Consider the following 11926-nt stretch of genomic DNA (forward strand, 5'->3'; position numbering starts at 1 on the left):
GCGCTTTATCTGTCATGGGTTGGCGCCACATTGACGCTCGGTTTGACGCTCACGCCTCTGCCCGCTTTCGACGACAACTACCTCTGGCTGCTGGATAACGGCCGCGAGGCCCTGGTCTTCGATCCCGGCGACGCCGCCCCGGTGGCCGCGGCGCTCGACGCCCGCGGCCTGACGCTCGCGGGCATTCTATTGACCCATCACCACGGCGATCACGTCGGCGGCGTGGATACACTGCGTCCGCGGCTGCGCGGCCCGGTCTATGCGCCAGTGACCGAGAAGATGCCCGAACCCGTGCAGCGGGTGCAGGGCGGCGACAGCATCGAGCTGCTGGGCCTGCGCTTCGCCGTGATGGACGTGCCCGGCCATACCTCTGGCCACATCGCCTACTTCGCGGCCGACGCGGGCGAGCCAGGCCCACTGCTGTTCTGCGGCGACACCCTGTTCAGCGCCGGCTGCGGCCGGCTGTTCGAGGGCACGGCGGCTCAGATGCATGCCTCGCTGCAGTCGCTGGCCGCGCTGCCGCCGGACACGCGCGTCTGCTGCGCCCACGAGTACACGCTGTCCAACCTGCGCTTCGCACGCGAGGTCGACCCGGACAACACCGACCTCGCCGCCTACGCGGCCTGGTGCGAAGGCGAGCGCGCCGCCGGTCGCCCGACGCTGCCCGGCCGCATCGGCACCGAACTGCGCATCAACCCTTTCCTGCGCTGCGCGCAAGCCGCGCTGCGCGACGCCGCCCGCCGCCACGCCCCCCTGAAACTCCCGGCCGAGCCCAGCCCGGTCGATGTCTTCGCCACGCTGCGCGAATGGAAGAACGGATTCCGATGACACTGCTCTCCCGCCTCACGCCACTGGCTTCCGCCCTGCTGCTCGCCGCCTGCGCCACAACCCGCCCACCCGCCGAGGCGACCGCCCCGGCCACCCCACCCTCCCCGCCTCCCCTTGCCGCCGAAGCCGGCCCCGCGCCGGCGCCACTGCCGGCCGCCACCGTGCCCAGCCGCGAGGCCGCGGCCACGCTGCTGGAGGACAACCTGCGCCCCGGCGAGAAGGTCGACCTCGACGCCCCCGACGCCAGCGCCGACCTCTGGGTGCGCGTGCGCCGGGGCTTCCAGCTGCAGGACCTGGACGACGACTGGGTGCGCAAGGCCGAGGCCTGGTACAGCGCGCGGCCCGACTACGTCGAGCGCATGACGACGCGCGGCAGCCGTTACCTCTTCCACATCCTCGAAGAAGTCGACAAGCGCGGCATGCCGGCCGAGCTGGCCCTGCTGCCCTTCGTGGAGAGCGCCTTCGTCACGCATGCCGTGTCCAGCGCCAAGGCCACCGGCATGTGGCAGTTCATGCCCGCCACCGGCCGCGACTTCGACCTCAAGCAGAACATCTTCCGCGACGACCGCCGCGACGTGCTCGCCTCCACGCGCGCCGCGCTCGACTACCTCGGCCGCCTCTACAAGATGTTCGGCGACTGGCACCTCGCGCTGGCCGCCTACAACTGGGGCCCGGGCAATGTGCAGAAGGCCGTCGCGCGCAACCAGCGCCTGGGCCTGCCGACCGACTACGAGAGCCTGAAGATCCCCGACGAGACGCGCTACTACGTGCCCAAGCTGCAGGCCGTGAAGAACATCGTGCTGGCGCCCGAACGCTACGCGCTGACGCTGCCGCCGGTGGCCAACCACCCCTACTTCCTGACGGTCAGGATCGAGCGCGACGTCGACGTCGCCCTGGCCGCCCGGTTCGCCGGCATCCCGCTGGAGGATTTCCAGCAGTTCAACCCGCAGATGAACAAGCCGGTCATCCTCGCCGCCGCGACGCCGCAGGTGCTGCTGCCCTACGACCAGGCCAGCGCCTTCGCCGAGAACCTGGCCCGCCACACCGGCCCGATGGCGAGCTGGACCGCCTGGGTCGTGCCCAGGACCATGAGCCCGGCCGAGGCCGCCCGGCGCACCGGCATGACCGAGGCCGTGCTGCGCGACGTCAACCGCATCCCGCCCAGGATGCTCGTCAAGGCCGGCTCCACGCTGCTGGTGCCGCGCGGCGAGCATGTCGTGGCCGACGTGTCCGGGCGCCTGGCCGACACGGCCGCGCTCAAGCTCGCGCCCGACGCACCGCCGCTGCACCGCATCAGCTTCAAGGCCGGCAAGGCCGACACCGTGGCCAGCGTGGCCGCGCACTACAAGGTCAGGGCCGAGCAGGTGGCGCTGTGGAACAAGGTCGCCGACGGCGCCCGCTTCAAGCCGGGCCATGCCGTCGTCGTGTACACGGCCATGGCCGCCGCCCCCGCCACCAAGCCGCTGAAGCTGGCCAACGCCAGGCACCCATCCAAGGCCGCCAAGGGTGGGCGCGGCCGCACCGTGGTGGCCGCGGCCACCCCCTGATTCGTCCTGTCCGGCCGGGACGGCCGGTGCCGGCGGGCAAGACGCCCGCCCGGGCGGCGCATTCGGTGGCGCGCGATCCGTAAACGAACGGTCGATCGGTTGCAGATCGGGCCGCATGTTGATAGATTGCCCCTGCAGTTCTCGCAGTAAGGACTGCAGGGAGAACGTTAGCGTGGCCGACTTGTTCACTCTTCAAGGGCCTCTGCGGGACATCCGGAGCTACCCCGCCTGGACCCAGGATCTGGTGCAGGCCCGCGCGCCGTGGCGCGAGAGGGTCGCGCAGCACGGGTTCTTCAAGCGCATGCGCGACGCGAGGCCCGGCCGCCTTCGGATCGGCGCCTTGCTGGTGGGCGCGTGGCCGGTGGTCGAACGGCTCACGCAGTCCATGGCACGGAACCTGCTCAAGGTGCAATTCGGCCGCGTGCCATGCCGCAGAGCGCAGGCGCGCCTGATCGTCTCGGCGAGGCATCGGGGCGGGCGGTAGAGGCGCCGAGGAGCGAACCCAGGCCTGCGCAGCATGCTCACACCCCCGCCCCCGTCCCGCCGATCCGCCATATGGCCCGTGGCGACCGTGCTGGGTAGCGTCATTGGTCTTCAGGTCATGCTGGCGGCCGTGAGCATCGAGGTGCTGTCGGCCGTGCGCGCCTATGTGACCGGCGAGAGCCTGTATTCCAAGGGGCAAAAGAATGCCCAGCTCCACCTGCTGCATTACGCCCGCTCCCGCAGCGACGAAGACTACCGGCTGTTCTCCCAGTCGCTGGCCGTGCCGCTGGGCGACCGCAAGGCGCGCGAAGCCCTGCAACTCGACCCGCCGGACGAGCAGGCCGCGCGCGAGGGCTTCCTGGCCGGAGCCAATCACCCCGACGACATCGACGGCATGATCCGCCTGTTCCGCTGGTTCCACTCGGTGCCCTTCATGGCCCGCCCGATCGCCACCTGGACCGAGGGGGACCGGGTGATTGCCCAGATGCTGGCGCTGGTGGAAAGGGCGCGCGAACGCATCGAAGCCGGCCGCTCCGGCGGCCGGGAGGTGGAAGAAATGGCGACGCAGGCGCCATTGCTGAACCAGCGCCTGACGGAACTCGAACGACAGTTCACGGATCAGCTGGGCGCTGCCTCCCGGCAGACCAAGAGCCTGCTCCTCGCGCTCAACCTGGCGCTGGCCGCCGCGCTCGCGCTGACCAGCCTGCACATCGTGCGCCTGAGCCTGCGCACGCGGACGGCGGCGGCGGCCGAGGTGCGCCGCCGGCAGGAGTCCCTGCAACTGCTTCTGGACTCGGCAGCCGAGGGGCTCTATGGCATCGACACCGAGGGACGCTGCACCTTCGTCAACCGCTCGGCACTGATGATGCTGGGCTATGAGCGCGAGTCGGACCTGGTCGGCCAGCGCATCCACGAACTGATCCACCACACGCACGCCGACGGCCGGGTCTATCCGGCCGACGAATGCCGCATGTACCAGGCGATGCGCCAGGTCGATAGGGTGCATGTCGTCGACGAGGTGTTCTGGCGGCGCGACGGTACGTCGTTCCAGGTCGAATACTGGTCGCATCCCGTGATGCAGGACGGCCTCGTCAGCGGTGCGGTGGCCACCTTCTTCGACGTGACCGAACGACTGCGGACGCAGGCCGCCTTGCGCGAGAGCGAGCAGCGTCTGTCGCGCCTGATCGACACGGTGGCCGACGGCGTCATCGCCGTGGATGGCAATGAACGCATCGTGCTGTTCAACCGGGCGGCGGAGCGGGCCTTCGAGACGACCGCCGAGCGGGCGCTCGGCCAGCCGATCGGAAGCTATTTCGCGAACGGCGACAGACCGAAGTTGCGCGCCCTGATGGCCGGATCCCCGGGCCAGGGAAACGGCATGCCAGCGCACAACGGCCTGCATGAACTGGTGGGCAGGCGGGCCAGCGGCGAGAAGTTTCCGATGGAGGCCTCGCTGTCCCGGCTTTCGATGGGCCGCAGCGTGCTGACGACGGTGGTGCTGCGCGACATCAGCGCGCATCTGGCGATGCGCGAGGAGCGCAAGGCCCGCGAGGCGCTGGAAGCCAGCAGCCGTGCGAAGACGGATTTCCTGTCCCGCATGAGCCATGAGTTGCGCACGCCGCTGAACGCGGTGCTGGGTTTCGCGCAGCTGCTCAGGATGACCAAGCAGCCTGCCTTGGCGCAGGCCCAGCTGGACCAGGTCCGGCACATCGAGCATGCGGGACATCATCTGCTGGCCCTGGTCAACGACGTGCTCGATCTGTCGCGGGTCGAGTCGGGCCGGCTGAACCTGTCGCTCGAAGCCGTCGCCCTGCAGGCCGTGGCGGACGAAGCGGCCTCGATGGTCGAAATGCTGGCGAAGAACGCCGGCGTGCGCATTCACCGGCCATTCGCCGAGAAGGCCGGCGTCGAGCGCGAGGCATGGGTCGTCGCGGACCGCGTGCGATTGCGCCAGGTGCTGGTCAACCTGCTGGGCAATGCCGTCAAGTACAACCGTCGCGGCGGCAACGTCGCGCTCGACTTCGAATCGAACGGCAGCAGCATCGACTGCACGATCCGGGACGACGGGGGCGGGATGACGGCAGTGCAACTGGCGCACCTGTTCGAGCCCTTCAATCGCCTGGGCGCCGAGCGTACCGGCGTTGAAGGCACGGGCATCGGACTGGTGCTGTCACGGCATCTGGTGGAGCTGATGCGCGGCCGCCTGGTCATCGAGAGCGCCGCCGGGCTCGGCACCGTGGCCACCGTGAGCCTGCAACGGGCCCAGGCTGCGGCGCCGCTCGCGCCGGCTCCGTTTGCGCCAAGCATGCATGCCCAGCTCGATGGCAAGGGCTTGAACGTGCTCTACGCGGAAGACAACGAGGTCAACGTGGAGCTGGTGCGCCAGGTCGTGTCCTTTCGCCCGGCGGTCAACCTGCGCGTGGCGCCCAACGGGGCGACGGCCTTCATCGAGGCCCGCAATGATCCCCCCGACCTGATGCTGGTCGACATGCACTTGGGCGACATGACCGGGCTGGAGCTCGCGCAGGCCTTGCAACGCCACCCGGCGACGGCGCGGGTGCGCCTGGTGGCGGTGTCGGCCGACGCCCTTCCGGAACAGATTCGCGCCGCCATGGATCAGGGCTTCGAGGGCTACCTGACCAAGCCCATCGACTTTCGCCAACTGCTCCAGGTGCTGGACGGCCAGATGCCTGTCGATGTCTCCGCAAATCGTGGCAGTTGCTGAGGCCCCGACGGGTTCAACCCACGAAGAACAGCGCGACGCAGGTCGCCATGCCGGCGGTCCACAGCAGCGAGCGCAGCCAGGCCCTGTCGGCCAGGTAGAGGCCGATGTAGGCCAGGCGCGCCGCGACGAAACCCAGCGCCAGCGCGTCCACCGTGGCCTGCGCGGCCTGGTGCTGGCCGGCGACGAACAGGCCCGCGATGAAGACCGGCAGCGCCTCCCAGCTGTTGGCCTGGGCCGCGTTGGCACGCGCCTGCCAGCCCTCCTGCCGGGCCAGCCAGTCGCGCGGCCGGCTGTTGTCGAAGCCGCCGTCGCGGCGGCGCTTGCCGAAGCCCCTGGACTTGGCGATGGCCGCGCAGCCGATGGGCAGCAGGCAGGCGGCGAGCAGGCAGAGCTGGGCGATGGTCATGGATGGCCTAGGTTGAGCGACGGTCAGACAAGGCATGGGCGATGGTGCCCAGGTCCACGTATTCGAGTTCGCTGCCCACCGGCACGCCGCGCGCGAGCCGCGTGGACTTGATGCCGCGCACGCGCAGCGCCTCGGCCAGCACATGGGCCGTGGCCTCGCCCTCGGCCGTGAAGCTGGTGGCGAGGATGACCTCGTCCACGCCGTCCTCGGCCGCGCGCGCCAGCAGCTCGGCCGCGCCGATGCGCTGCGTGCCGACGCCGTCCAGCGGGCTCAGCCGGCCCAGCAGCACGAAGTAGTAGCCGCGGTAGGAGCCGGTGCGCTCCAGCGCGGCCTGGTCGGCCGGCGTCTCGACGACGCAGAGCAGCCGCCGGTCGCGCTCGGGGTCGGCGCAGACGGCGCAGATCGGCGTCTCGCTGAAGGTGTGGCAGCGCTCGCAGTGCCCGATGCACTCGCCCGCCGCGGTCAGCGCCTCGGCCAGGCGCGGCATGGCCAGCCGGTCGTGCTGCAGCAGGTGGTAGGCCATGCGCTGGGCCGACTTCTGGCCCACGCCGGGGAGGCGCTTGAGCGCCTCGATCAACGTCTCAAGCGCGGTCACGAAGTCTTCAGAACGGGAATTTCATGCCGGGGGGCAGCGGCATGCCGGCGGTCAGCTTGCCCATCTTCTCGGCGCTGGTCGCCTCGGCGCGGCGGGCGGCGTCGTTGAACGCAGCGGCGACGAGGTCTTCCAGCATGTCCTTGTCGTCGTCCAGCAGCGAGGGGTCGATGGTCACGCGGCGGACCTCGTTCTTGCAGGTCATGACCACCTTCACGAGGCCGGCGCCGCTCTGGCCCTCGACCTCGATGTGGGCGAGTTCTTCCTGCGCCTTCTTCAGGTTGTCCTGCATCGCCTGGGCCTGCTTCATCAGGCCGGCCAGTTGACCCTTCATCATGGTGTTGGTTCCTTGTCAGTGAGTGATCGGCGTTATGGATCCGGGCAGGATGCGCGCCGACGGGAATTGGGAAAGCAGCGTGCGCGTCATCGGGTGCGACGCGGCGAGGTCTTCGGCGGCGCGCTGCTGGGCCTCGGCACGCGCCACGCTGCGCAGCGCGATCGAGTCCTCGGCGACGCCGGCCTGGATGTCCAGCCGCGCATCGAGCGCCGCCGCGAGCTTGTCGACGAGGGCCGGCGCGCGCAGCGACTCGCGCTCGACGCGCAGCGTCCAGACCTCGCGGCCATCGACGCTCTGGCAGCCCAGGGCCTGGGCCTGGCGGGCCAGCTCACCGGTCATGCCGACGAGGTTCAGGCCGGCGATGCGTTCGGCCCACTGTGCGCCTTCGGGCGTCTCGCGCAGCTCGACACGGCGCGGCGCCTCGGCTTCGCGCGGGGCCGGCACCGTAGGCGCGTCGTCGGCCTCCATCCACGGCGGCGGCGCGTCGTCGGGTGGCGGGCCGTCGCCCAAGGCCATGTCGTCTTGGTCCGCGGCCGACGGCTCGACGGGGCGCGGACGCAGCCGGTCGCTGAAGCTGGGCGCCGCGGGCTCGGCCAGCTTGGGCGGGGCGGCCACGGGCCGGGGTGCCGCGGCCGGCGCCGCCACGGGCGCGACGGCAACGGGCGATGCGACGACGGGTGCCGGCGGCGCCACCTTGGGCAGCGGCACCGCGACGACGGCCTTGGCCACCACCGGCGGGCGCACCAGCGCCGCGGCCTTCACGGGCCGGGGCTGGGTGCCGGCGGGCCGAAAAGCCAGCATGCGCAGCAGCACCATCAGCAGGCCGGCGTATTCGTCCGGCGCCAGATGCAGCTCGGCGCGGCCATGCAGGGCCATGCTGTACATCAGCTGCACCTCGTCGGCCGGCAGCAGCGCGGCGAGGCGGCGGATCTCGGCGGTCTCGTTGTCGCCGTCGTCCAGGGCCGTCGGCGCGGCCTGGGCCAGGGCCATCTGCTGCAGCAGCGTGGCCAGGTCTTCCAGCGTGCCGGCGGCCGACAGGCCCGCGCCGCGCAGCGCATCGGCCTGGGCCACGACGGCCTCGCCGCTGGCCGCCGCCAGCGCGTCGACGATGGCCACGACATGGCCGCGGTCCACGCTGCCCAGCATCTGGCGCACGCCGGCCTCGGTCAGCGAACCGGCGCCGAAGGCGATGGCCTGGTCGGTCAGCGACAGCGCATCGCGCATCGAGCCGCGCGCCGCGCGCGCCAGCAGCCGCAGCGCGCCAGGCTCGGCCGGCACGCTCTCGGCGCCCAGCACATTGCCCAGGTGGCTCTGCACGTCGGCCGCGGCCATGGGGCGCAGGTTGAACTGCAGGCAGCGCGACAGCACGGTGACCGGCACCTTCTGCGGGTCGGTCGTGGCCAGCACGAACTTCAGGTAGTCAGGCGGCTCCTCCAGCGTCTTCAGCATTGCGTTGAAGGCGGTGTTGGAGAGCATGTGCACTTCGTCGATCATGTAGACCTTGAAGCGGCCGACGACGGGCTTGTAGACCGCCTGGTCCAGCAGCTGCGAGATCTCCTCGACGCCGCGGTTGGAGGCCGCGTCCAGCTCCACGTAGTCGACGAAACGGCCGGCATCGATGTCGCGGCAGGCCGCGCAGACGCCGCAGGGCTGCGCCGTGATGCCGCCCGTGCCGTCCGGCCCGGTGCAGTTCAGGCTCTTGGCGAGGATGCGCGACACCGTCGTCTTGCCGACGCCGCGCGTGCCGGTGAACAGATAGGCGTGGTGCAGCCGGCCCTGCGTCAGCGCATTGGCCAGCGCCTGCACGACGTGCTCCTGGCCGACGAGCTGCTCGAAACTCTGCGGACGGTATTTGCGGGCCAGGACCAGATAGCTCATGGCGGGGATTCTAGGGTCGGGGTCACCGCGGATAATCCGCCCTATGACCTCGCAAGCACCCCTCACCTACGACCAGGCCGGCGTCAACTACGACCTGATCGATCCGCTCAAGATCACGGCCCAGCGCGCCGCCGCGGCCACCGCGTCACACCTCGCCGGCCACGGCTTCAGCGAGGTCAAGGCGTCGCGCGGCGAATCGGCCTATGTCGTGGACGTGGGGCCGTTCTACATGGCGTCCATCGTCGAATGCCTGGGCACCAAGACCCTCGTCGCCGACGAAATGGCCAGGCAGACCGGCAAGAGCTTCTTCGCCGGCATTGCGCAGGACACGATCGCGATGGCGGTCAACGACCTCATCACCGTCGGCGCGACGCCGCTGGTCGTGCAGGCCTACTGGGCCGCCGGCGGTAGCGACTGGTTCGGCGACGCGCAGCGCGCCCAGGCCCTGGTGGCCGGCTGGAAGGCCGCCTGCGACACCTGCCAGGTCGCCTGGGGCGGCGGCGAGACGCCGGCCCTGGCCGGCATCGTCGAGGACGGCCGCATCGACCTGGCCGCCTCCTGCACCGGCCTCATCAACCCCAAGGAGAGGCTGTCGGTCGGCGACAAGCTCGGCGCCGACGACGCCATCGTGCTGCTGGCCTCCAGCGGCATCCACGCCAACGGCCTGAGCCTGGCCCGCAAGCTCGCCGAGCGCCTGCCCCGGGGCTATCTGACCGAGATCGAACCGGGCCTGACCTACGGCGAAGCCCTGCTCGCGCCCACCGCGCTGTACTCGCCGGTGACCGAGGCGCTGTGGAAGGCCGGCATCGCGCCGCATTACTGCGCCAACATCACCGGCCACGGCTGGCGCAAGCTGCTGCGCCACCCCAGCGCGCTGACCTACCGCATCCACACCGTGCCGCCCAAGACCGCGGTGCTGGACTTCATCCAGAAGCAGGCCGGCCAGGACGACCGCGAGGCCTATTCCACGCTGAACATGGGTGCCGGCTTCGCGATCTTCGTCAAGGCCGCGGACGCCGAGCGCACGGCCCAGGTCGCGCGCGACTGCGGCATCGCTGCCTGGGTGGCCGGCACGGTCGAGGCGGGCGAGAAGCAGCTGCTGATCGAGCCCTTGAACATCCGCTTCAGCGAAGACGACCTCGCGCTGCGCTGAGCCCCGCGCCGCCCCGGCCATGACGTGGTTTTATTCGCAGATGGTCCAGTGGCATGTGCTGCTGGCCTGGTGCAGCGTGGCCCTCTTCTTCACGCGTGGCCTGATGTTCCAGTTCGGCACGCCGGCCATGCAGGAGATTGCGCAGGACGCGCGCCTGATGGTGCTGGTGTTCGGCGTGAACGCCTGCCTCGTCGTCACGGGCCTGAGCCTGTGGGGCTCCATCGGCTACAACCCCATGACCGACTGGTGGCTGGGCGTGAAGCTCGTCGCGCTGGTCGGCTATTTGGTCTGCGGCCACTGGGCGATGAGCCAGACGCGCCTGCACCTGCTGGGCTATCTGACCGCGCTCGCGCTGCTGGCGCTCGCGATGGACCTTTCGATCAACCGGCAGTTCCTGCCCGGTTGAGCGCCTTCAACAGCAGCGACAGGGACGCCAGCGCGTCCTCGGGCTGCGCCAGCATCTGCGCCCTGACGATGGCGCCGTCCACCGCCAATGCCATCGCACGCGCCTGCGCGGCGCGGCCGCGGCTCGCGGGCAGCAGTGCAGCGAGCGCCTCGGTCATTTCGCGCTTGTGGGACCGTGCCGCCTCCAGCACGCCCGGCTGCACGGGCCCCAATTCGCCGACGCTGTTGATGAACGCGCAGCCGCGGTAGTCCTCGCTGCCGAACCACTCGCGCAAGGCCGGGACGACGGCCGCGGCCGTGCCGCCATGGCGCTGCAATGCGTCGGTGAACCACTCCATCCACATCGCATGCCGGCGTCCAAGGAAAGCCAGGATGAGGTCGTCCTTGCTCGGGAACTGGCGGTAGAAGGTGACCTTGGTGACGCCCGCCTCGGCAATCACGCGGTCGATGCCGGTGGCGCGCACGCCGTCCCGATAGAACAGGCCATGGGCGGCGGCGAGGATGCGCTCGCGAGGCAGGGCATCGGGCGCGGCGGCGACGGTCGACATGGCGCCAGTGTAGACCGATCTGTCTACATCACCTAGACTGGCCACGCAGACAGACCTGTCTACATTCAGGCCGCACACGAAAGCCATGACCACCAAGCCACCCCTGCCTCCGTTCACCCACGAATCGGCCGTCCAGAAGGTCCGCCTCGCCGAGGACGCCTGGAACTCCCGCGATCCCGCACGCGTCGTGCAGGTCTACACCGAGGACACCCGCTGGCGCAACCGCGTCGAGTTCCCGGTGGGTCACGATCAAATAACCCAGTTCCTGGCGCGCAAGTGGGCGCGCGAGCTGGACTACCGCCTGATCAAGGAGCTGTGGGCACATGATGGCGCGCGCATCGCGGTCCGCTTCGCCTACGAGTGGCACGACGACAGCGGCCAGTGGCACCGCTCCTACGGCAACGAGAACTGGGAGTTCAACGGCGCAGGCCTGATGCAACGCCGTTTCGCCAGCATCAATGACCTGCCCATCGCCGCCGATGCACGCAAGTTCTTCTGGCCCCTGGGCCGCCGCCCCGACGACCATCCGGGCCTGTCGGAACTGGACCTCTGAAGCTCGAACTACAATACCCCTCGACGGGCCTCCCCGCATGGAAGCGCGCCCAACCGGGTCAGGTGGGGAACCAAGCAGCCCTAAGCGTTGCAACCAGTGCCGGGGGTAAGGCTCGTCACCTCGTTTACCCTAAGTCGTTGATCGACAAATAGTTTTGATCTGACAAGGACTTAGACCGAGCCGACTGTGTACTTTTGATGTGTACTTCCGGGGTTCGCTCATGACAAAAGTGAGCGAAGCGATGAAGAGAGCCCCCGGGGTTCACCAGCGGCCAGGATCGAGCATCTGGCATTGGGGCATCAAGGCCCCCAAGGACCTACAGAAGCGCTACCCGGGGCAGTGGGCACACCGCGGCTCCCTGAACACCTCAGACCTGAGAACAGCCAATGAGCGGGCCGCGGTCCTGCGTGCGCAGTGGCTGACCCGGTTTGCCCAGCAGCGAGAGGCCGGCACGCGGCAAGCAGCCGGGCC

General features: G+C 70.0%; 12 protein-coding genes, 1 other RNA gene and 1 pseudogene. 9 read left to right on the forward strand and 5 right to left on the reverse strand.

Translation table 11 applies throughout. The features are described from left to right. The first annotated feature begins 42 nt into the window (after nucleotides 1-42). The 4 genes from gloB to NYP07_RS06145 all read left to right on the forward strand — a co-directional run bounded on the left by gloB (nucleotide 43) and on the right by NYP07_RS06145 (nucleotide 5583). Nucleotides 43-828 (forward strand): hydroxyacylglutathione hydrolase, encoded by a 786-nt coding sequence (gene gloB, locus NYP07_RS06130; protein WP_268148493.1) that lies wholly within the window; start codon nucleotides 43-45, stop codon nucleotides 826-828. Further along, nucleotides 825-2375 (forward strand): transglycosylase SLT domain-containing protein, encoded by a 1551-nt coding sequence (locus NYP07_RS06135; protein ID WP_268148495.1) that lies wholly within the window; start codon nucleotides 825-827, stop codon nucleotides 2373-2375. Before gloB ends, NYP07_RS06135 begins: the two co-directional genes overlap by 4 nt. 172 nt (nucleotides 2376-2547) lie before the next feature. Then, nucleotides 2548-2859 carry a hypothetical protein gene (locus tag NYP07_RS06140; RefSeq protein WP_268148497.1) on the forward strand — a complete coding sequence of 104 codons (312 nt, stop codon included), beginning with the start codon at nucleotides 2548-2550 and terminating at the stop codon, nucleotides 2857-2859. A 78-nt stretch (nucleotides 2860-2937) separates the two neighbouring features. Beyond that, nucleotides 2938-5583 (forward strand): PAS domain-containing hybrid sensor histidine kinase/response regulator, encoded by a 2646-nt coding sequence (locus tag NYP07_RS06145; protein ID WP_268148499.1) that lies wholly within the window; start codon nucleotides 2938-2940, stop codon nucleotides 5581-5583. Nucleotides 5584-5596: 13 nt separating this feature from the next. Here the strand turns inward: NYP07_RS06145 and NYP07_RS06150 are convergent, their stop codons facing one another. The 4 genes from NYP07_RS06150 to dnaX are packed head-to-tail and all read right to left on the reverse strand — an operon-like array spanning nucleotide 5597 to nucleotide 8796. Beyond that, entirely contained in the window at nucleotides 5597-5989 is a 393-nt protein-coding gene (locus NYP07_RS06150) for an MAPEG family protein (RefSeq protein WP_268148501.1), read from the reverse strand. A gap of 7 nt (nucleotides 5990-5996) precedes the next feature. Then, nucleotides 5997-6584, reverse strand: coding sequence for a recombination mediator RecR (recR, locus tag NYP07_RS06155; RefSeq protein ID WP_268148503.1), 588 nt, complete (start codon nucleotides 6582-6584; stop codon nucleotides 5997-5999). Nucleotides 6585-6591: 7 nt separating this feature from the next. After that, complete coding sequence (locus NYP07_RS06160; protein ID WP_268148506.1) at nucleotides 6592-6918, reverse strand: YbaB/EbfC family nucleoid-associated protein; 327 nt, start codon at nucleotides 6916-6918, stop codon at nucleotides 6592-6594. Nucleotides 6919-6933: 15 nt separating this feature from the next. Continuing rightward, nucleotides 6934-8796, reverse strand: coding sequence for a DNA polymerase III subunit gamma/tau (gene dnaX / locus NYP07_RS06165; RefSeq protein WP_268148508.1), 1863 nt, complete (start codon nucleotides 8794-8796; stop codon nucleotides 6934-6936). Between the two features lie 43 nt (nucleotides 8797-8839). Here dnaX and NYP07_RS06170 point away from each other — a divergent pair, with 43 nt between their 5' ends. Both NYP07_RS06170 and NYP07_RS06175 read left to right on the forward strand, forming a co-directional pair. Continuing rightward, a complete protein-coding gene (locus tag NYP07_RS06170) occupies nucleotides 8840-9949 on the forward strand; it encodes an AIR synthase related protein (protein ID WP_268148510.1) in 1110 nt (369 codons plus the stop codon). A 19-nt stretch (nucleotides 9950-9968) separates the two neighbouring features. Further along, the gene (locus NYP07_RS06175; protein WP_268148512.1) at nucleotides 9969-10355 is read left to right on the forward strand and encodes a SirB2 family protein; all 387 of its coding nucleotides are present in this window, start codon (nucleotides 9969-9971) and stop codon (nucleotides 10353-10355) included. Here the strand turns inward: NYP07_RS06175 and NYP07_RS06180 are convergent. Next, the gene (locus tag NYP07_RS06180; protein ID WP_268148514.1) at nucleotides 10330-10902 is read right to left on the reverse strand and encodes a TetR/AcrR family transcriptional regulator; all 573 of its coding nucleotides are present in this window, start codon (nucleotides 10900-10902) and stop codon (nucleotides 10330-10332) included. The two genes, NYP07_RS06175 and NYP07_RS06180, sit on opposite strands and share 26 nt — an antisense overlap. An 85-nt stretch (nucleotides 10903-10987) precedes the next feature. Here NYP07_RS06180 and NYP07_RS06185 point away from each other — a divergent pair, with 85 nt between their 5' ends. The 3 genes and pseudogenes from NYP07_RS06185 to NYP07_RS24030 all read left to right on the forward strand — a co-directional run. Then, nucleotides 10988-11455: a nuclear transport factor 2 family protein gene (locus NYP07_RS06185; RefSeq protein WP_268148516.1), complete on the forward strand. Its 468-nt coding sequence runs from the start codon at nucleotides 10988-10990 to the stop codon at nucleotides 11453-11455. A 22-nt stretch (nucleotides 11456-11477) separates the two neighbouring features. Then, nucleotides 11478-11575: signal recognition particle sRNA small type (gene ffs, locus NYP07_RS06190), an RNA gene on the forward strand. Between the two features lie 121 nt (nucleotides 11576-11696). Next, a pseudogene (locus tag NYP07_RS24030) lies at nucleotides 11697-11885 on the forward strand (DUF6538 domain-containing protein); the annotation flags it as partial. Nucleotides 11886-11926: the final 41 nt, after the last annotated feature.

This window comes from Pelomonas aquatica (assembly GCF_026712205.1).
Lineage (GTDB): Bacteria > Pseudomonadota > Gammaproteobacteria > Burkholderiales > Burkholderiaceae_C > Pelomonas > Pelomonas aquatica.